The sequence below is a fragment of the Dyella sp. Tek66A03 genome, from assembly GCF_052567735.1.
This window is the reverse complement of record NZ_CP199584.1, coordinates 4,654,527-4,674,500: the sequence shown is the minus strand read 5'-3', so window position 1 is coordinate 4,674,500 and position 19,974 is coordinate 4,654,527. Positions and strand designations below refer to the sequence as shown.

Genomic DNA, 19,974 nt, shown 5'->3' with positions numbered 1-19,974 from the left:
GGGGAACCCCATTCCCCAGCCACATTCCAGCCCCATCGGTCGACGCCCCCGCCCCAACACAGCTAACATGTCGGCCCCGCCACGCCCGCCATCAAGCGCTGGCGCACTACGGGCCTATAGCTCAACGGTTAGAGCAGGGGACTCATAATCCCTTGGTTCCAGGTTCGAATCCTGGTGGGCCCACCATAAATTTGCGGGTTTTTAGTAAGGTGTGCACTTACCCATAACTTGGCCGCTTTGGCCAATTTATGGTCACTAGTTACCCATAAAGTGTCCGCTCTGCGTCGGAAGCGCACGTTTGAATCGCCAAGATTTTCGTGTTTCATCCCGGACTTTCGCACGCCCATCCAATGGTTTGCCCACTGAGGGAGTCGGCCTCACTGGCCAGCAGATCCTCATAGCCGGATATGTTCTCGTGCGAGGGGATCATGTACGGATGAACTTGCACGAGCCAGAAGACCTCGTCGCGCTCTCCACACTCCGCGAAAGACACCTTCTGCCCGTGTTTTAGCAGCACGACTGCGAACTTCAGCGCGGTTTCCTCTGACGGAAAAATGACCGAGAAGTCGACCTCGCGTGGTACCGATAGGTCGTCCCCCTCCGCAGCCATCTGCCGAAGCATCTCGCCATTCTCGTCGTCCGGGAAGACCGGGTTGTTCATTTGCGAGATCCTCGATCCTAGGTGATGCCATTGCATAGCGTTGTGGATCTAGCCTGATACGCCGTTGGACCTTGTCGAGATTCGGCCGAAAAACCGATTGGCCGCCCGATTATCGCCCGCAAGCTTCAAAAGCGGATCTCGATGGCGCCCCAAACCCTTCGGATCCTCTCCCCGGGCGTACTCAAATCGACACCCATTGGCCCTCGGGAGACCACCATGGACCTCGACGCGGATAAGATCGATGAGGCGGCCCTGGCCCTGCTTTACCTCACGCTACACGACATCCAGATGGTGTGGAAAGGCATGGACTGGGAGGTGACTGGGCGCCTCTTCGCCAAGGGACTGATTCTGAACCCCGTCAATAAGAGCAAGCAGATGACCCTGACGGACGAGGGTCTTCAGGCGGCGGAAGCCGCGTGTCGACGATTGTTCTCAGCGCCTTCTTGAAGCGCTACGTGCTTCGACCCCTACACGTACGCGTTCGATCCGCGCCGCTTGATGGGGCAGTCGGCCCAAGCTCGGCTTGTCTTCAAACTTCCGTTTCCTCTGATAGCGCCAAGGCATCCTCTACCTCAATCCCCAGATAGCGGACAGTACTCTCGAGCTTCGTATGACCCAATAGAAGCTGGATCGCCCGCAGGTTGTGGGTCCGGCGATAGATCAGGGTCGGCTTCGTTCGCCTCATGGAGTGGGTTCCATAGTCCGACGGCTGGAGCCCGGCGCTTGCAACCCAGCGCTTTACGATCCGGGCGTACTGGCGAGTGGACAGGTGGGCCTCGGGTCGCTGCCGACTTGGAAACAGGTAGTCCTCTCGGGTCAAACACCTTCTGTTGATCCAATCCATGATGGCGCGCCGGGTCTGTTCGGTGAGTTCGAACTGGACCGTTTTTCCCGTCTTGCGTTGGATGATCTGGGCCCGGGCACCGAGGCCACCCTCCCGGGCCAGATCGCAAACTCTCAGAGCGACCAGGTCGCATCCACGAAGCTTGCTGTCGATAGCCAGATTAAACAGGGCCAAGTCTCGGATGCGGCGTTGCAGCTGAAGTCGGACCCTCACCCCAAAGATATCCCGGAGCTTAAGTGGAAGCTTCTGCCCGATAACCCTGCCACGGTTCCATGGGGTCAGCGGACGGCCATTGGGCTGCATGGACATGGCGATACTCCCCGACGGTTTGGAGAGTTGCCATACTGAGGACCGGGGGATCTAGGGAATGTCTGTTTTCGACCCGTAGCGGAAGTAACAGCTATGCTCAACTCAGGCCTGGTCTGGGCCGAATCCATGGGGGAGATATGGTCAGGATTTGCCTTCTGCTTTTGCTAATCGCGGCGCCCGCCGCTTTTGCTGCCGATGTGACATTTGCCGATGCCAAGGTATGGGCTGATCGCGATGAAGGATCACTATCACCGGAGCAACAACAGGCGTTGGTTCAATCTCAGGCTCCTGTAGTACAGGCTGCGATGTCGTCCTGTCTGGGGGCTAACGGGCCGAAACCGTTTTCCTTTGTCGTTGTAGTTGAGCTGGACTCGGCTGGAAAGGTCTTGAGGTCCTGGCGAAGCGGTGATTCGATAGTGGCTGATTGCTTCCAGGGCATAGCGGCGAAGGCGAAGTTGTTCTCGCCGCCGAAAAGTCCGTTCTACTCATCTTTCGAAATGGACCTGCCCGCGAGTGCGATCAGCCATTAGGCGGCTTATCCGACGAGCGTCAGAGCGTCCGTTTTCAACCCATTGCGAACCTAACACTTGGAATAACCGCGATGCTTCATCGCTACTGGTTCACCTTTAATAGGTCGCCGTGCCCTTGCGTCCTGAATACGGGGTGTGGGGTGACGGCAATGGATGAGGCCGACGCACGCCGAATGATCGAGGAGCAGGTCTATCCGGTCTTCGGATTCCAGGAGATCGATCGCGTCGTGACGGATGTGGATATAAGTACTCTCGACCAGCGGCGCGTCATTCCGAACATGAACATGCCCTTGGCTCGCGGAGTCTGGTTTCCACGCCTTTAGAGCCATTAAGTCCGCTTTCGACCCGTAACGCACCAAATGTTGAGGCTGTTGTGGACATAACTATTTTGGGAGTAGTCGGGTGAGGCGAGTCTTAGGCGCAAATACAGCAATCATCCTGGCCTTCCTCTCCTGGGTCTTTCTCTTTTTCGGGCTGACGTCCCTCCTTGGAGACCCCCGGCCCGGATCCGAAGGCGAAGGGTTCGCTATCAAGCTGAGCGCCTTCTGGATCCTCTCGGGCGCCGGCTTCTCCTTAGTTTTGTCGTCGGCATGGCTCGCAGTTCGTACCTTTTCAACAGCAAGATGGCGCGCGACGTTGGCAATAGTGACTTGCGCCATCGGCGGAATTTGCTTCACGTTGGAGCTGTTTTGATGTCATCCATCGTGTCTGCTTCCGACCCGGGGCGGACATTCGGCAACAAGGTGTCGACGGCCTTTCATTAATGTAAGGGGAGCGTGTGACAAATGGCTTTGCGATAGCCCTGCTTTTTCTTTGTTCCATGTTGGCTGCATTTTTTGCAGCAAGAAATTCGCGCACCGAGCAGAAAAATGCCGAATTGCTTCGGAAAACCGGCGAACTTAAGGCTCCCCGGTGGCCCGTGGTCATCTTCTTAATGCTGGCCTTGGTAGCCAGCTTCATGGCGATTGTGACGGATCATCCGGGTGCGAGAGGCCCCACGTGGCCCATGTCCCTGTTTGGGTTAGGCGGCACGGTTTTTGTCTTGGTGCGCTCGTTTACTGGCGTGCGCCTGGAGCCGGCTGGTATGCGTTTTGGCTGGCGATACCGAAACTACGTGGCCTACTCGGAGATGGCCCAGCTGGAGCTGATGTCAACGGCCAGATCTATTGTTCTCTCAGTGATGGTTCGATATCGCGGGAAGGAAACGGTCGGAGCAGATCTTGCGTGCACGCGCCTGCTAGTCGAAGAGCTGCAGAAACGCTCGGGGTGTGAGATCACATATCGTGATTATCGAGGACGAGTCACCCAGGCCCCGCAGTGGTGGGGCAAGCTTTAAAAAGTTCCGCTTTCGACCCGTAACGGACATGGCAGAAGTGGTGTATCAGAACGTGTAGAGAACCTTGGCTGGGGGAGTGGCGTGAATTGGATGCTGCTGTTTATGGGGACGCTGACGGCGTTCAGCGTGGGCAAGATCATTGTCGGTCTGCGCACTGGCGAGATCGGCATGTATGCCAATGACTCCGGACATACCTACCGACGCTCAGAAGAGCCCTTTGGCTTCTATCGGGCTGTCGTGATCCAGGGTCTCGCGACGATGCTGTTTGGGGCGCTGACCGCTTTTGCGGTGGTTGACCCGCCTTGAGTCGTGATGTCGGCGGCGTGGCAATCTCCAGTTCGGCGGCACGAAGACGGCTTCCGTGCGATCGATTGCAATGTCCGCTTCCGACCTTAGGGCCCTGCAACGTCGCGGCTCGCCCTTGCTCGCTGGCCTGGCTTCGTCAGATAGTTGACGGAACGGCTCAGGGCATGAAGCGGACCTGCTTAAGATGCATCATGGTGGTCGTCTAAACGAACATAGAATTCAACGATGGTGACTCGGTCTGAGGCCATTGCTGCTGTGGATCGGGCCTTTGGTTCATTGCCGAAGCCTGATCACATTGAGTCGCAAGCAATAGCGTCGGCTCGCCTATGGGATAAGTATGTCAGGGGAGAAAACATGCGGAAGTGGATGGCGGTATTTGGCGTCGCGTTGATGGTCTCCAGCTGTAGTAATAATCCGAGTCGTCCAGCGACTGGATCGAATGCGTCGGTGGCGACGCCAGCCTCGAATTCGCAACTAGGCGATGCGCTTCCCCAGGAGGATCTCTCGCGTTTTGTACAACCGAGCTATCCAGGCTTTGACGCGCTTTTTGGTATCGAAGGCACGACGATGGTCTATGTGACGATTGCACCCGATGGCCACGTCCTCAACGCGCGGGTGGATAAGTCTTCAGGCCACAATGATTTAGACGATTCGGCCGTCGCTGCTGTGCGCCAGTCGTTTTTCGTTCCAGCACGCAAAAATGGCAGCAATATCATCAGCGAAGCGCGTGTGCCAGTTAGCTTCAACGCCAATTACTCTAAGTACGGAATGTGGCCTTCCAGCTATTTGAATCCGCATTACGTTCTGGACACACGGCCTTTTCCCTATCCATCGGTGGCGAGTGCGCTCGAGGGCCTGTCTGCCCAGTCGGTCGGGTCCAGTAACTCCGATGGCCACCTGACCACCTTCAAGCTATTCGGCAGTGATGGCTCGACGCTTGAGGAATGGGTGTTTGCCGATTTGGGGACGTCGCGTCAGATGGCCATTCGGTTCGTTTTTACTGGTGCGCCCTTATCACCTGAGGTTATGGTTTCTGCGATTTGCCAGGAAGGCGCCGCTGCCTGTGTAGAAAGAACGTCTTGGCTATTGAAGGGACCCTCTTTTGCGAGGGGCATTCAACAATAGCGTGCTGTTTAAGCTCAGATGCCGCAGTTACTGAGTGTGCGATGTCCGCCTCCGACCGAGGCTGTGTGAAAACACCTAACCACTCAGCCTTGCTACGCTAGGCACATCCTAGCGTGGGTGTGCCTCATGAAGCGATTCGTTGAAGGTGCCGATCGGTCGCAGAGCGTGCTGTTTCCCGAGCGACTGGATGACTACATCGATGACGACAATCCCGTGCGGATTGTCGATGTCTTCGTCGACGAGCTGAACCTTGGCGACCTGGGCTTTTCAGGTGTCGAGCCTGCCGCCACCGGTCGCCCCAGCTATCACCCCGGCACGCTGCTCAAGATCTACATCTACGGCTACCTCAATCGCGTGCAGTCCAGCCGCCGCCTGGAGCGCGAAGCCCAGCGCAATGTCGAACTGATCTGGCTGACCGGCCGCTGCATGCCGGACTTCAAGACGATCGCCGATTTCCGTAAAGACAACGGCTTGGCCATCCGGCGCGTGTGCAGCCAGTTCGTGATGCTGTGCCGGCGAATGAAGCTGTTCACCGATGCGGTGGTTGCCATCGATGGCAGCAAGTTCAAGGCGGTCAACGGCCGGGACAAGAACCTCACCCAAGCCAAGCTCAAAGCTCGACAAGAACAGCTCGAATCCAGCGTGGCTCGGTATCTGGCCGAACTCGATCGCGCCGATCGCGAGCCTGGAAGCTTGCCGGAAGTTCGGGTGAAACACCTGGGACAGAAGATCGCCACGGTGCGCGAACAGATGCAGCAACTGGCCACGCTCGGTAACGCGATGCGAGAGGTACCCGATCAGCAAATCTCGCAGACCGATCCCGACGCGCGCGCCATGGCGACCAGCGGTCGAGGCTCAGGCATCGTCGGCTATAACGTGCAAGCGGCCGTGGAGGCCACCCATCACCTCATCGTGGCCCATGAGGTCACGAACGAAGGCCATGACCGTCACCAGCTGACGGCCATGGCCACGCGTGCTCGCGATGCGATGCAACGCGATACGCTCACTGCCCTGGCCGACCGCGGTTACTTCAAGGGCGAGGAAATCCTGGCCTGCGAGCAGGCGGGTATCACGCCATTGGTGCCCAAGCCGCTGACCTCCAGCAGCAAGGCGGCGGGGCGTTTCGACAAGCGTGATTTTCGCTACCTGGCTGACCGCGACGTGTATCAATGCCCCGCGGGTGAAGATGCACCTCGGCGCATGACGTGCGATGAAGGTGGCAAGTCGGTGCACGTCTACTGGTCGTCGGCCTGCCCGACATGCCCACTACGATCGCAGTGCACCACCAGTCGCTATCGACGCATCCGACGCTGGGAGCACGAGACGGTGCTGGAAACCATGCAGGACCAGCTCAATGCACGTCCCGACGCCATGCGCGTGCGACGACAAACCGTCGAGCACGTGTTCGGCACACTAAAAGCGTGGATGGGGGCGACACACTTCCTCACGCGCACTATGCCGAAAGTCGCCACGGAGATGAGCTTGCACGTGCTGGCCTACAACATGAAGCGGGTCATGAAGATCATGGGGGTGAAGCCGCTGATGCAGGCCATCATGGCCTGACTAGGCGTTGATACTTGCGCTCGATCTTTGAGACGATCACGCGAAGTGAAACAGCGTGACGCTTTACTCGAGTTTTTGTGTTTTCACACAGCCTCGACCCGAAGGGGACCTTGAGCTTGAATAGACATTTGGGGATATATGGAAGTCGGCTACTCGAACACCGTGGTCCTGAGACACGTCAAGCAGGCCCTTGACAGCCTCTTGACCGGCGACGCGTGTCTGACCGAAGGTGTTAGGGATGTCGCGCAGTGGAGTTGGTCGAACCATGGACTGAACGAAGAGCTTTTTCGTACATTTGTTGGCGTCGACTCCGAAACGGATAGCTTCCCAGTCGGGCGGGTACGAGAGCTTTGGAGTGCTGACGGGCTTGCTAAGGCTGACGCAGGGAGAGTCGCCGCAGAGGATCACTACAGGGAGTGGATTATGGAGAGCGGAGGCATCTTGTTGGATGCTGTGCTCGCAGCATTGCCCACATCCACATTTACGGATCCAGCTTCGAGCTAATGTCCGCATCCGACCGATGGTATTGAAAAAGTCGCGTCCAAAATTTCGGCTCTCTCGAGGCTCGAAAAACTGGCCGCGACAATCGCCTTCTGGCGATATCGAAGTAGAAAGTTATGCAGAATCGAACTGTCGTCGACGTCGCGAACGAATTTTTGGCCATCCATTTGTAAAGACGGAGTTTTTCAACACAATCGACCCGAAGCGGACATCGCGGACTAGGAGAAATTCGTAGCCAGCGATCAGGGGGTTCCACGCGGCGACAGCAAGCGACGCAGGCCGTTTATGGTCCTCATAATCCCTTGCTGCCGCGATTCATCGGGTTCCGAGTTAGTTCAAGGACCGCCTAACTGGGTCCGATGAGACTGCATCAGCTCAAACAGTGTTCTTTCGCCCGTCGGGTCACCATCCTGAGGGGTTAACTAGGGGGGGGCTCTTCAAAAATGAATAGCAAGTCACTTGGCCTGATATTGCTTTGCGCGTGTTTGGCAAGCTGCGGCACGCCGCCGTCGAAGGATAGTCACTCCGTCCCGGCGCGAAACGCCGCTGTTGAACGCTCGCATCCTTCGCAGAGTGAAGGCAGCAGTCCGTTCTCGACCGAAGAAATTCAAGCGTTTCGAGCGGAGGTGGCCAAGGCCGAGCAGATTCAAGATGAGGACGCGCGCTGCCTCGCCTACCCAAATCCCCCTGGGAGCCACTGGTCACGTGACGCGGTAATGGCGTATTGCCACTACCGCCTGCAACCTACACTCAATCCTGGGCTTATGGCGGAGTTGCTGAAAAACAAGCAAGCGGCGCTAATTGATAGGGCTGTTGCCGAGTACGTGAAGACGACTGCAACTATTGAGCATCCGCAGGACACCATTTGGCGGTCAATCGCCCAAAACTTCGATACTGCCAGTCCGCAGGTACGGTCGATGGTGGACGAGTGGAAGAAGCAGTCACCCCGGAGCGCGCTGGCCTATGCGGCGAGCGGGAACGTTTACTACAAGATGGCGGCTGCCGCCCGTGGTGAAGCTTGGGCCAATCAAACGCCGCAGGCTAATTTCGAGGCGATGCATGGCTTGCTCGAGAAGGCGAAAGAGGATCTTGCCAAGGCGGTGGCGATGGACCCATCGCTGAGCGGTGCATACGCCGTGATGGTGCGCGTAGGAAGAATGGATGGTGACGCGGCTTTCACCGAGGAATCGGCTCGGCGTGGATTGGCCGTTGATCCGGCGAGCTATGCGATCTATCAAATGGTTGCTGAAGCGGCCGAACCACGTTGGGGCGGCTCCCGGGCGCTTCAGCAAGCAGTGATGAAGTCCGCGGAACAACAGTCGGTCGTCAATCCGTTGCTGGTCGTAATCCGCGCCGCCGTCTTGATGGATGTGTATGACCTTCGTGTGTGCCACGGCCGGACAGGACAAGAGGAGGCCGCCTATCGCGATGTGTTCGACCAAGTCGGTAGCTTCGGTGACCTTCTGGGCGCAGGTGGGTGTGCCAAGGACCAGAACCATCCCGAGCTGGCCTTTGTGTACCTGTCTGAGGCTTGGCGCTTCCATCCGGGGCCGGACATCATGCAGGACCGCCAAACCGTTGCCGCTCAACTCGATCAATTAGGCTACGGGCGCTAGTTGGCTCTCGACGGCATCAGTGAGCAGGTGAATCTCCGAGCGGACAGTAAGCGTTTTACGTTGGTGTCGTGGCCATCCAGCGAGCAACCATATTCGGCCTGATTATCTGGTACCACTCACGTGGATGAGTGTCCGCCACCAACAGCGGACACCAATGATCCAAGGTCGTTCCGTCGTACGTCACCAGGGGGAAGACATGAGATGAGTGTTTGTTTGCCTTGCGGTACTGGCCATGGGGATAGCCGCGACGGCATCCGCACAGGATGGTGCGGCTGGTATCAATGGCCATGAGTTCAATTTCGCCGAAAGCAGGTGCCCGACGGCAGTCTGTACGACTGCCGAGAATTTGCGGGCTGCCAAGGCTATTGATGCCATTCTCTACGGCAACTACTCGCGAGAAGATCGCCTAGCCAGGCTGAAGCCCTACGCGGAGCCAATGCAATCCCTTGATGATGTAAAAAGTCGGGTCGCCTTAGACGACTGTGTCACGAGTGGCCCGGGTGTGATGGATTGTGGGGTTGCCGGCAGCGGCCTCTCACTTGTGTTCGATCCCGACAAGAAGCTCAGGCTGATTCGTCGGCGCGCCCGTGTCATCGACGGCGTCGCGCAACCAGAGCAGTCCATCACTGATCGGGGATTCGAGTGGCACGGCTATCGGCGCTGGTACGAAAATTAGGTGGCCGTAAGGTCCGCTTCCGACCCGGAACGGACACTTCAATTAGGGGTAAAAATGAAGGCCACTGCGATCAAGTTGGTGCTGGTATCAACACTCGCGCTTCTACTCGTCTTGATACTTGCCGGTCGCGTTCTCGGCCTTGGCGCCGAGCCGCCACGCGAAACTGTGGATTGCAGCGTCGGCAAAGTGATTGAAGTGGCGACCGGGTGGTCAATCGACCTCGCGAAGAAACGCTCGCCGGCCCTCGCCCTCACAGAGACGCCCGGATTTGACGTGGGTCTGTCCGCTTATGTCTACAGACCTGGTGTGCTGAAGTACGTCGGCGGCACGCAATTCACGGTCACGTGCCCACATATGGTTTCTGTGACACCCAAGAATGGAAAGGTTGGCGCAATTACTATCCAAGTGGCCGCCAACGATCCATATGACTTTGAGCAAGCCATGAAGCTGATGGCCGCCTGGCGCGACAAATTCGCAGCGATGGGTCTGGACTCGCCTTCCGAATCAGCCAGCCGAACAGTTGAGCCGTTTGACGCGGTAGCCCCATTTTTTCACCTCCCTGCGGTCCAGGACCTTAGCCCCATAGGGAAATCCACCGGTGCTTGGCAAGGGCGTGATGAGATTATTTTTCTAGGGATCGAGCGAATGAACGTTGCGCCTCTGAACCAACCCCACAAATTTATATACGTCGTCGAAATTTCGGTTGATGACAAGGTTCTCTGGCCTGTCGAGTAGAGTGGTCTATAAGGGGATGGATTGATGGAACTTGTTATGTCCGCCTCCGACCCGGAGCCGACATCAGGTTCGCCAGTAGATCAGTTAAGTCGAGCACTCAACAATTTGGCGGGAAGCCATGCCAGAGATCAGTGGGCGATACCAAAAACTGACCCCAATGGTGCCGGTCCCTCCCGAGGACTGGTGCGACTGTGCGGGTGTGGATTCGGTCTATCTGGCGTTTGACCTGTCGGAGAACCCGATCCACTGTGGAGTTTGCCGGAGGACCGTTGCGCCCGAGAAGCTCAATCCGACGGCCCAGTTGGTCGACGCTGTCGCCGACTGGACGACCACTTTCGGTTCCATTTACAGGTTATGGCTTCAGTCTGGCTCTTACGAAGATTGGGCCTTCGAGCAGCTAAGGAGTTCGGGCAGCCCAGTGAACGTTGATGGCCTGGCGGTCGCAAAGGCGCTTTCTGTGGATAGACCATGTAGCTACCTTTGGTTCTGGAATGAACACCGTCCAGAGAGTTGCCCCAATTGTGGTGCGCTCCTCGACGCGCAGGAGAATGGCTTTCACAGTTGCGTCAATTGCGGCGTCTACGTGTGATTTCGGAGGTCCCGGCCTATACGGCCCAAGGTTCGCTTCCGACCCAATGCAGACAGTTCCTGGGAGGAGAAATGGGGAACCGATCACCAGCCAGACGAATCGCTTACGAGCGGCCACTGACCGGAGCATTGATACACCGATCCATGTCGAACCTATTTCCTCGAAGGAATGATTACGGCGACGGTTCGTTCGATGAATTGGCAACAGAACTGCGGGCGCTAGGAATCACCTGCATTGGCGATTTCAAACGCCTAATGACCCGCTATAGGCGTGCTTTGCTCAGCTTTGATCGAGCCCCGATATCGGAGTTCGAACGCCGTCTGGCCATCCATGACCTTGGTGCGGCCTTTGTGTCCGATCGCACTAGACGCCAATATTGGTTCGCTTACCCTGGCTTAGTGCGGACCGCTATCGAGATGCATTTCGGTGAAGATGCCGTGCCATCGAAGCACGAAGATTAGCCGGTTTGGCAATGTCCGCCTCCGACCCGGAACGGACCTTTTGGGGATGCCAGAACACACCTGATACTTGCCGGAGTCCGGTCGCCATGAAATTACGTTGGACGGTCATCTTTTGGGGAGCCTTGCGGCTTGCTGCCATCGTAACGGTCTCAGTTATTCTCGGCGGTGCCGCTTATATGCTCCTGATAAAGATTCTGCTTGGCGTCCACCTTCACGCATTGGAGTGAAAAGGGCGCCGGCAGTTTGTGAGGGTTGCAACGACCGGCTGAATCCGCGACCCGTAGCGGACAGTACGGGTGAACTATGGGCTTCGACCGTGATGGCGGCCTCGGGCCCCCTTGGGATAGGCATGAACTTGTTGAAGATTGTTGATCGCACGGCGTTTTCAGTAAGTGTCATCGCCGGCATCACCGCTGCGATGGCCAGTGGACTCGGCTGGACGAAAACGGCCGTGGCCGCCGGCTGCATCACAGTCATCGCTCCCATAATCAACCGTATTGCGACTGCCAGGCAGCAGCGGGTACTGCTTAAACAGCTGGGCCCTCGATCGCTAACTTCTAAGCAGCGCCTACGGCTCATTGAGAGCTTAAGGCTCGGGGCCTCTTTCCATCTCGTCGTAGCTCATAACCGTCACGAGGCCGAACCATCGAATTTCCACAAGCAAATCTTTGACGCGCTTTCAGAAGCAGGCCTACAGACTAATTGGTTCGGAGGTATGACCAACACAACTGTAGGCGTTGAAATAAGTGGCATTCCGTCTGCCGAGAAGACCCGTCTTATGGCCGCGTTTGTCGCGGCGGAGATCCCATTCCTACCCATCGAATTCACTGACGCGGGAGCAGATAAGAGGGGTATCGAAGTATGGATAGGGGTTAATCCCGGCCCAGCAGCAAGCCAAAGTTGAGCGTTACCTCTCGATCAGAGATGTCCGCTTCCAAGCCAAAGAAAAGCTGATCAATCAATGAAATCAACTAATCCGTTCATCGGGACACGATATGGACTTCGCTGAAAAGCTAGGACAGTGGAAGTATTGGCTTGCACTGGCCCTTTGTGGGCTGTGTGGTGGGATTGGAAGCTATTTCGGAAGTGCCCAGGGGCATCCTCAGCTTGGCGCTGTGCTAGGGGGCGCTAGCGGTGGATTTATTCTTTCGCGGATGCATTCGATTCTTTCGCGACGCTAACGTCGGCTCCCCACCCGGAGCAGACACTGCCGCAATGTTCGTTTTTGCTACGAATCGGTCGATTAAGGGGGCGGAGTGCGTCTTGATATAGAAGGGAAACCGACCATCCACGACGCCACAGAGGCGGACATCGTTCGTGCTGTGGATTCACTTCGCAGTTTTGGGCCAAGCTCCTTCGCAATCCTGACGTCTGTCACCGGTAGCTACATTCAAGTGGCGGGCGGGAGCCAGACTTGCGCTGTTGAAGTCAGAGACATCACCACAGGGAGTCACTACCGGGCTCATCAGGCCAAGTCGCATCCGGTCTTCCCTGATGGGACCAAGCTGCCTTTCGGTGCTGGGACGTTGGTGCTTCAAGGAGACGAGCGGTTCACGGCATCACAGGCGACCGTACTGCTTTGTCAGTTCCGAGACGGCGAATTGCTCCCGCTCTCAGCTTCAGGTTGGCGCGATGTGACCAGCCTCATTTTCGGTAATCATTAGGCATACGAAAGGTCCGCTCCCGACCCGATGCGGACCTTAGCTGCCGGTCGGTGAATATCAATGGGCTGATGCGTTGTCCTGCACCGAAGGCTTGCGTAAGGTGAGGACTAGAATGTGGGGGCAGCTGGCTTGCACTGGCCGTATAAATTCAGGGGGGAAGATGAAGCGCGTATCTTTGCTGTGCCTTATGGCTTTCGGTTTGTTCGGTTGCGCCAGCGTTCCACCAAGCGACACGTACTTGTCGCAGATGAAACGGTCGCCATCAGCTAGCCTAACCTCGGTCTCGCTCCAGGCATCAGACGTATTGACCTTGAAGCAGGGAACGAACAGCTACCACATTGATTCGCACGATAAGGTCGTGCAGATTTCCAACTACTCGTCGTATTACAAGATCTTCAAGATCGACGGAGCGCATGCGGGCGGACTCAAGGTCTCGTTGAACTCCTATTGCGCATGCTTTGGCTACGACAAACGCATCATGGTCCCCGTTCTTTATGGGCTGTCGTCGACCGGGCGAGTCATCAAGGCTGGCTCGAGCAAGTACGACTTACATCAAGCCTCCGGGGTCGCGACTCCGTTGCACATATCGTTCGATGCGGAGTTCTCCGGCGCAGATCTCTCTTATATCGTCGTGGCCGCCGACAATTCGAGCATCGACCAGCCAATCGAGCACATCCACATTTTGGTCAACAACTTTCCCTCTACTACGCTCGATGTCCTGGCCTATCCCGTAGGCCGGTTTGAGCTGGAAGTGAGCGCCGAAAGTGTAAGTGCAGACAATAAGGGTGTGTGAAGCGCCCCTTGCCGAGTGGCGGAAAAGCGCACAACCGTAAGGTCCGCTTCCGACCCGAACCCGACCTTATGATCAACACGCTAGTCTGAGGTGCGCCGGATTAAATACATGGAGGTGACTGTGAAGGTGCTGACCCGTTTTGGTACGTCGTTCCTGTGTGCATTGGCCGCTGTTTCGTTGGCGATGCTGATGTTTAGCCTATTTGATTCTCATGCGTTTAAGCCCTTTGTTGCCGCGGGCGTAGCAACCGGTATCGGGCTAGCCAGCGCAATCCGAGCGAAGAAGGAATTGTCGACGAATGCCTTTGCCGTGTTGGTCGGCATCCTGGCGGCGCTGGGCTCGGCGGCCGGAGGCTGGCTTTCGAATGGGTAAGAATGGCCGAGCGACAATTGATAGTTAACCAAGTTGGGATGTCCGCCTCCGACCTAGAGCAGACATCACGTATCTTCGATCACATAGCCACTGGTAGAGCGAGATGGAAGGGAACTCACGCGTGATCAAATTCAGGCCGTTTTATTCCATTACGTTCGTCATAGCTCTGGCGCCATTAACAACGGTCGCGGCGCTTTTCTTGTGCATGCCGACTAATGTTCATGCGACCGAACCTGTGCGCCAGGGACAGGAGTCATTCCTCATTCGAGCGGTCTTCGCCGATCACCATTTATGGCTTCTTTCAGATGCCGGCGAATTGTCTGCGATCGAGGAATCTGGCGATAGTCGAGTAACGCAGCATCTTCCAGGTTCGGTGCTCGATTTATGTGTGCGCGATGGGCATCCGGTCGCTATATCCAATGGGGGCGATTCCCGCTGGGAGCTATCCGTTTGGTCCAACCAAGCGTGGTCTACGATAACCACAGTACCAACGGATGGAGACGCCTTCATCTCCATCAATTGCATGGGTGGCGCTGAGACGATACTGACTTCAAAGCGTCTGATTGCGCTTGGTAAGGACGGCGCAGTTCATTCAACGTCACTCTCGGGGCCATTGCATCGCGGCTTAGTCAGTGCGTCGTATGACAACGGTAGATACTTTTTCGTTGCGCTCAATGCCGGCGAATGGGGCGGCGGCCTGGCTCAAATAGACAAGATTACCGGGGAGGTTGCCTCCGTAGAAAAAAATATCACGGGCCAACTCTGCGGCGGACCATTGAACTCCGAGTGTGATCCGGTGAACGGTATCGCGGCCGAACCTTGGAACAACAGCTGCCTGGCTATCGCCGTGGGTCTCGTCCACATGATGGCGCATGGCCGGATCGTTGAGGTGTGTGGAGACGTAATTCGAACCCTGTACACGAAGCCCTTTGACTCGGGATTCCTAGCGAGCTTATCGCGAAGTCATGCTCCGCCCGCTGAAACGATAGCGTTCTTCGGTTTAACCTCAAGTGGTGGCACATTGTGGGCAGTTGGCACCGACGGGCTCTATCAGATCGACTGGCGTGGTGCTGCCACGATGACTCCTTTGCCTCACTTCAAGGCCATTGGTGGCATCGATGTCAGCTTCGACAATCCACGGGTGGTTCTTGTAAAGACCAGCGCGAACGAACGGCATTCTGTAAGCGGAACTGTTCCTATGCTTATTCCCCGCTAACACTGCACGTCGGCTTCCGATGCAAAACGGACATTGATGAAAACGCTGTCTCCGGTCCGCCTGTATCAGGACTTGTCAGGCGTTTTTGACCTACTGAGAGGAACATTTGTGAGAACTGGAATTTTCCTCGCCTTCCTCGCATCGTTCGCGCTTTCTGGTGACCTGTCCGCACAGGAGTTGGGCCCTCCACCAAACGGGTACAGGGCCATGGATCCGCTGACCGTGATTCCCCACCCTTGTGCCTCCGTCCGGGTCACGGGTGCGAGAATCCTATTGTCACAGAACACCCTAGATGACCTGAGCAGAAATCGGATCCCAACCTATCAAAACGAAGCTCAGCGGCTCGCGCTGATCGCCGGCGATCGAGCACGCCTGTTACTCGATGGCATGTCGTCCGAAACGGATGAGTCGGGCTGCGCCAAGATCACATTAGGCGAAGCTTTTCCTCAACGCGACGCTTTGTATCTGGTCGGACAGCTTCTCGAAGGTGGTCAGGCTGTCGTTGTTCGCGACGGAACGATGCGGCCTGAGCTGAAGATTGTGATTCATGACTACAACGTCCGGTTGTCAGGTGAGCGCAGCTTCGAGTTCCTTGGGGGAGGCGTGTTCTTCAGTCTCCTAACATGGGTTTCCTGACGCAGGCGGCCCGACAGGGGATGGCCAGGTAGAAAACACTCGAAGCATTGCCTGAATCCACAACCCACAGCGGACCCAAGCTCGGAAGCCTCAAGGTCAACGGCGGGGAAGTATGGATTCTCGATTGCTGGTCCTGGTCCACGAATATCAATCTGCCGTGAGCACGGCGATAGCCTTGATGGTGAAGTCGGGGATTCCGCTTCCTTCAAGCAACCTCGACTGGGCCGCAAACCTAATCCCGGCGCGTGGTCTCCTTGAAGGTGGCATTAGCTATCGAAAGCACGGATATGGCTGTGAGGTTTTCTTGCCCAGCGCTTCCATCGACTTTGATTTTGGCGCGAATGCATGACCGAGGATCCGGCCGTGATCACCACGCATCAGCTGCTGGCTGAGGCCCTGGTCGAGCAGTTGCAGGTGGCACTGCGGGCTATCGAACGGTTCGACGAAGAGATCGCTGTGCTCGCTCCCACGCTTCCCGACTACGCGCTCTTCGAGGCCTTGCCGGGCAGTGGACCGATCTTGACCCCGCGCCTGCTGACCGCCTTCGGCGACCAACGCGAACGCTTCGCTACCGCCGAGCAACTGCAGCGCTATTCCGGCGTGGCACCGGTGACGGAGCGCAGCGGCAAGAAAAGCTGGGTGCACTGGCGTTGGCAATGCCCCACCTTTCTGCGCCAGACCACTCGTCGAGTGGGCCGCGCAGACCATCAACAAGTCCTTCTGGGCCGGCGCCTTCTATCGCCAGCAGCGCGCCAAGGGCAGCCCGCACCAGGTGGCCGTACGGGCGCTCGCCTTCAAGTGGATCCGCATCCTGCATCGCTGTTGGCAGTCCCACACGCCCTACGACGAGTCGCGCTACCTTATGGCCCTGCAACGTCGCGGCTCGCCCTTGCTCGCCGGCCCGGCTTCGTCCGATAGTTGACGGAACGGCTCAGGGCATGAAGCGGACGCAGTGGGCTTAACAGGGGATGGGCCGTGAAGTGTCTGGTGTTCGTGGAAAAGGTTGTGCTGACTGTGGCCTTGGTCTGCCTCGGATCCTGCTCTAGGACCGCCGCGCCGCCGGTTCAGGCTGGGGTGCATTCCGTGCAGGAGTTGCGCGCTGGATGCGTCGCATTGGAACAATTCGCGAAGGACCTCCAAGTCCAGCCTGCCGAGAACGACTTTCAGCGATTTGCCGCGGCCCCATACAACTACACCTTTCAAGTGCGAGAGACCGATAGCTCCTTCGTATTCACTTTCACTATCAAGCCTTATCAGGGGCGACGCGTGTTCGACGGGATTTCAAGCTATGAGGTTGGAAGGGCGGACATGAAGATCGTCAAGATTCGATTTCGTTGAACTGTCCGCAACCCAAAGCGGACATCTCGCAGAACGAAGCAGATCGACGAGCGTTTCTGTGCGGCTTCACCCTGATTCAATTGGAAGTGTTGGCTGGAAACAGGACCAAGACCATGAAGATTGTCCAGAGGGGTTCGCTGTATGCGGCTGCCATCACGATGGCATACAGCTTCGTGACCTCGGCCTATGCGATTGAAGCAACAAAGAGTCCAGCACCCCAGGTTTTTCGGGACGCAAAACCCATGCTCGGCAAGGAACTCAGAGTAACGGGCCTCTTACGTTGGGCAGGCGAAAACAGAAACCTATTTCCAGTGGGTACCGATCCCAGCAATCCGCCCGAACCGCTATGCCTTCCGATTCTCATCAAGCGCGCCGATATGGCCCTAATCAAACGGGCACAGGAACTCGACGCAACTACGGTTGTAATCAGGGGGCGGATAGTGGACCCGGCCCCACCGGGCGAAGTTAGCTTAGGGTCCTGCAAGCCAATTGGCATCAAAGTTCAGTCAATCGAGCCGGTTGAAGCAAATAGCTGACGCCGAATGTATCGTCCTATGAGCAGGGCATCCCCGTTATGTCCGCCACTCAGAACGGACATTGCACGACGGAACGCGAAGAGGCTAGAGGGGACTATTGATGATCGACGAAGACCTAGACCTGAAGATTATCTTCACAGACAGACGCTTCCTTGGAGTGCGGATCGGTGTCGCCGGCCTCGCGATTGCCGCCGGTGGTTTCGCCCTGGGCGTCCTTTGGTGGCACAAGCTGGGATGGGCAGTAATGTTGTTGGGTTGGTTAGTCGCTTTAGCTGGATTTTTTGCCCACATATCGCGGCCAAGGGTGTGAGCTGGAAAGTCAGCTTTCGACCCGGAGCGGACACCCGAGAATCCACAGACAAGGACGTAGCTCGTGAAATTGGTACGCCCCATCCTTTACTTGATCTTGGCGATCTGGGCCAATTCGGTCTGCGCCAGCGAGGCTACTAAGGTCAAGGAGTGTCGGAGTAACTCATACGCAGACGCGTATCTGAAACCTATGAATGAGCCGGTCCTTACCGCCGCAGGCAAGGACCCGAGCTATTTCGCGATGCGACTCGTCTACTCGCCGATATTTCGGCACCCAATCGCGCTTCGGTACGAAGAAAATGGGGCGGGGACGCTCAGACGGGCGGTTGTCTTGTCGGGCCGCGCCGGGTACGACTCTGGGACAATCGAGTTTCAGAAGACCGACAAGCCATCCCGAGCAGAGATCAGTGAATTAAAGAAGGCACTCGACGATGCGGGCTTTTGGTTGCTCCCTCCAGAGGATGCCACTCTCGGAGCGGATGGAGACACTCTGATTGTCGAAGTAGTTAGTCACGGCGAATGTAAGGTGATTTCACGTTGGCAGCCGGATTCCAATGCAGGATCGAGAGGCCTGACGAAGCTCGTTGAGCTATACGTCGGATTGTTTGAGCGTGCGGAGATTTGGCACGATGTTGCGCCCTCTCCGTGATAATGAGGTCCGCTTCCGACCCAAAACGGACAGTTCGCAGAACTGCAAAACAATTATGGAGCTTGGCGCATGCCCGACTTCTTGATCAAGGACGTAAACAGCAGTACGACCCTTCGCTTTGAGGGGGAGATTCCAACGGATCTGACCGGGTACGACGGCTGCACGTTTTCTGTGAGCGCTTCATCACACGAGCTGAGCGCGGTAACGAAGGTCTATGACATTAGGCCGGACCAATGGACGGCATTCTTCAAGGATCTCGCAGTCCATTGGCGGGGTTGGCAAGGCGTCAAGGATCACGAATCCCTGGAAGGTCATTTCCGCCTGGAGGCTAATACTGCTGACTCTCTCGGACATATCCGGCTGAGGTTTCGCTTAAGGGGCGTGGATGTCCCCAACCTATGGGTAGCAGAGGCTTCATTGATCATTGAGGCGGGGCAGCTCGACGACCTAGCGAAGAGAGCCGAAGCTTACTTCGGGATGGTTGTTCCTGCCTGACATCGAAATTTCCGCTTCCGACCCCTAGCGGACGATCGATGCTATTGACGCTGCAGGTCAACGCCGGAACACTGCGAGGGACTGTTGACTGGATTGGGGGATCCATGCCAAAGCTACTGAGCTTGCTTCTGCTGACTTTGTTGGCCTTGCCTGCTTTTTCCCAAGAGGGGTGGAAGGACGGGCGGGGGCACTTCGCGCCCGATACCGAATCCCGGCGGTCCGTAGGTGGATTTGGAGGCTCGTTGTTGGTCACTCCGGACGCGGATTGGCAGGCTAAATGGCAGACGCCATCAGACACTGTTCCCAATTTTGCTGTGGCAAAGGCTGTTCCGAGAGGGAAACAGGTCTTTTTCCTGATCTTTTTCGCCAACCCTCTTTTGAAGGAGGGAGGCGCTGCAGACATAACGTGCGATATCGATGTGCTACGGCCGGATGGGAAAGCAACGTTCCATCAGCTCGATATGACCTGCTTCAAGGGAGTCATCAGCGAATCCAAAAACCATACCTTCCTGTCGGCACCGGTTATCGGGTGGACTGGCGATTCTGATGACCCCGCAGGCACATGGGTATTACGCGTTTTTCTCAAAGACAATGTCCGGAAGGTCAGCGTGCCGCTACGCACATCATTTGAGCTCAAGTGAACGGCTCGTGCTCTTAAGGCGTGGAAGGAAGTAGCCGTTGCCACCGACGCCTTCTTTCGACCCACAACGGACG

24 protein-coding genes and 1 tRNA gene are annotated in these 19,974 nt (G+C 56.8%); 23 read left to right on the top strand and 2 right to left on the bottom strand.

What is annotated here, in order from left to right; genetic code table 11:
* The first annotated feature begins 110 nt into the window (after positions 1-110).
* Positions 111-186: transfer RNA gene (locus ACT01B_RS20735), tRNA-Ile, on the top strand.
* 136 nt (positions 187-322) lie between these two features.
* On the opposite strand, the gene ACT01B_RS20730 is transcribed toward ACT01B_RS20735, so the two are convergent.
* Positions 323-661 (bottom strand): ribonuclease E inhibitor RraB, encoded by a 339-nt coding sequence (locus ACT01B_RS20730; RefSeq protein WP_445145092.1) that lies wholly within the window; start codon positions 659-661, stop codon positions 323-325.
* A gap of 216 nt (positions 662-877) precedes the next feature.
* On the opposite strand from ACT01B_RS20730, the gene ACT01B_RS20725 reads away from it, so the two are divergent.
* The gene (locus ACT01B_RS20725; RefSeq protein ID WP_445145091.1) at positions 878-1,108 is read left to right on the top strand and encodes a DUF6429 family protein; all 231 of its coding nucleotides are present in this window, start codon (positions 878-880) and stop codon (positions 1,106-1,108) included.
* 82 nt (positions 1,109-1,190) lie between these two features.
* On the opposite strand, the gene ACT01B_RS20720 is transcribed toward ACT01B_RS20725, so the two are convergent.
* The gene (locus ACT01B_RS20720; protein WP_445145090.1) at positions 1,191-1,814 is read right to left on the bottom strand and encodes a tyrosine-type recombinase/integrase; all 624 of its coding nucleotides are present in this window, start codon (positions 1,812-1,814) and stop codon (positions 1,191-1,193) included.
* Positions 1,815-2,493: 679 nt separating this feature from the next.
* Between ACT01B_RS20720 and ACT01B_RS20715 the strand changes: the two genes are divergently transcribed.
* The 21 genes from ACT01B_RS20715 to ACT01B_RS20615 all read left to right on the top strand — a co-directional run bounded on the left by ACT01B_RS20715 (position 2,494) and on the right by ACT01B_RS20615 (position 19,901).
* A complete protein-coding gene (locus ACT01B_RS20715) occupies positions 2,494-2,667 on the top strand; it encodes a hypothetical protein (RefSeq protein WP_445145089.1) in 174 nt (57 codons plus the stop codon).
* 455 nt (positions 2,668-3,122) lie between these two features.
* Positions 3,123-3,680, top strand: a complete 558-nt coding sequence (locus ACT01B_RS20710; protein WP_445145088.1) for a hypothetical protein — start codon at positions 3,123-3,125, stop codon at positions 3,678-3,680.
* Between the two features lie 90 nt (positions 3,681-3,770).
* Positions 3,771-3,986: a hypothetical protein gene (locus ACT01B_RS20705; protein ID WP_445145087.1), complete on the top strand. Its 216-nt coding sequence runs from the start codon at positions 3,771-3,773 to the stop codon at positions 3,984-3,986.
* A gap of 354 nt (positions 3,987-4,340) precedes the next feature.
* The gene (locus ACT01B_RS20700; protein ID WP_445145086.1) at positions 4,341-5,111 is read left to right on the top strand and encodes a TonB family protein; all 771 of its coding nucleotides are present in this window, start codon (positions 4,341-4,343) and stop codon (positions 5,109-5,111) included.
* 126 nt (positions 5,112-5,237) lie between these two features.
* Positions 5,238-6,674, top strand: coding sequence for an IS1182 family transposase (locus ACT01B_RS20695; protein ID WP_445145085.1), 1,437 nt, complete (start codon positions 5,238-5,240; stop codon positions 6,672-6,674).
* 944 nt (positions 6,675-7,618) lie between these two features.
* On the top strand, positions 7,619-8,791 hold the full coding sequence (locus tag ACT01B_RS20690; RefSeq protein ID WP_445145084.1) for a hypothetical protein: 1,173 nt from the start codon (positions 7,619-7,621) through the stop codon (positions 8,789-8,791).
* A gap of 232 nt (positions 8,792-9,023) precedes the next feature.
* A complete protein-coding gene (locus tag ACT01B_RS20685) occupies positions 9,024-9,467 on the top strand; it encodes a hypothetical protein (RefSeq protein WP_445145083.1) in 444 nt (147 codons plus the stop codon).
* 54 nt (positions 9,468-9,521) lie between these two features.
* The gene (locus tag ACT01B_RS20680; protein ID WP_445145082.1) at positions 9,522-10,202 is read left to right on the top strand and encodes a hypothetical protein; all 681 of its coding nucleotides are present in this window, start codon (positions 9,522-9,524) and stop codon (positions 10,200-10,202) included.
* Positions 10,203-11,338: 1,136 nt separating this feature from the next.
* On the top strand, positions 11,339-11,479 hold the full coding sequence (locus ACT01B_RS20675; RefSeq protein WP_445145081.1) for a hypothetical protein: 141 nt from the start codon (positions 11,339-11,341) through the stop codon (positions 11,477-11,479).
* Between the two features lie 122 nt (positions 11,480-11,601).
* Positions 11,602-12,156 carry a hypothetical protein gene (locus ACT01B_RS20670; RefSeq protein ID WP_445145080.1) on the top strand — a complete coding sequence of 185 codons (555 nt, stop codon included), beginning with the start codon at positions 11,602-11,604 and terminating at the stop codon, positions 12,154-12,156.
* Between the two features lie 920 nt (positions 12,157-13,076).
* Positions 13,077-13,709, top strand: coding sequence for a hypothetical protein (locus ACT01B_RS20665; RefSeq protein ID WP_445145079.1), 633 nt, complete (start codon positions 13,077-13,079; stop codon positions 13,707-13,709).
* Positions 13,710-13,817: 108 nt separating this feature from the next.
* Positions 13,818-14,081, top strand: a complete 264-nt coding sequence (locus ACT01B_RS20660; protein ID WP_445145078.1) for a hypothetical protein — start codon at positions 13,818-13,820, stop codon at positions 14,079-14,081.
* A 121-nt stretch (positions 14,082-14,202) separates the two neighbouring features.
* The gene (locus ACT01B_RS20655; RefSeq protein ID WP_445145077.1) at positions 14,203-15,297 is read left to right on the top strand and encodes a hypothetical protein; all 1,095 of its coding nucleotides are present in this window, start codon (positions 14,203-14,205) and stop codon (positions 15,295-15,297) included.
* A 207-nt stretch (positions 15,298-15,504) separates the two neighbouring features.
* The gene (locus ACT01B_RS20650) at positions 15,505-15,933 is read left to right on the top strand and encodes a hypothetical protein (RefSeq protein ID WP_445145076.1); all 429 of its coding nucleotides are present in this window, start codon (positions 15,505-15,507) and stop codon (positions 15,931-15,933) included.
* A gap of 112 nt (positions 15,934-16,045) precedes the next feature.
* Positions 16,046-16,282 (top strand): DUF6896 domain-containing protein, encoded by a 237-nt coding sequence (locus ACT01B_RS20645; RefSeq protein ID WP_445145075.1) that lies wholly within the window; start codon positions 16,046-16,048, stop codon positions 16,280-16,282.
* Positions 16,279-16,851 carry a transposase gene (locus tag ACT01B_RS20640; RefSeq protein ID WP_445145074.1) on the top strand — a complete coding sequence of 191 codons (573 nt, stop codon included), beginning with the start codon at positions 16,279-16,281 and terminating at the stop codon, positions 16,849-16,851. The genes ACT01B_RS20645 and ACT01B_RS20640 overlap by 4 nt, the downstream gene beginning before the upstream one ends.
* Before the next feature lie 57 nt (positions 16,852-16,908).
* A complete protein-coding gene (locus tag ACT01B_RS20635) occupies positions 16,909-17,271 on the top strand; it encodes a hypothetical protein (protein ID WP_445145073.1) in 363 nt (120 codons plus the stop codon).
* A 113-nt stretch (positions 17,272-17,384) separates the two neighbouring features.
* Positions 17,385-17,807 (top strand): hypothetical protein, encoded by a 423-nt coding sequence (locus ACT01B_RS20630; protein ID WP_445145072.1) that lies wholly within the window; start codon positions 17,385-17,387, stop codon positions 17,805-17,807.
* 100 nt (positions 17,808-17,907) lie between these two features.
* A complete protein-coding gene (locus tag ACT01B_RS20625; protein ID WP_445145071.1) occupies positions 17,908-18,117 on the top strand; it encodes a hypothetical protein in 210 nt (69 codons plus the stop codon).
* Positions 18,118-18,834: 717 nt separating this feature from the next.
* Positions 18,835-19,260, top strand: coding sequence for a DUF6228 family protein (locus ACT01B_RS20620; RefSeq protein ID WP_445145070.1), 426 nt, complete (start codon positions 18,835-18,837; stop codon positions 19,258-19,260).
* A gap of 104 nt (positions 19,261-19,364) precedes the next feature.
* Positions 19,365-19,901, top strand: a complete 537-nt coding sequence (locus ACT01B_RS20615) for a hypothetical protein (protein ID WP_445145069.1) — start codon at positions 19,365-19,367, stop codon at positions 19,899-19,901.
* Positions 19,902-19,974 lie beyond the last annotated feature (73 nt).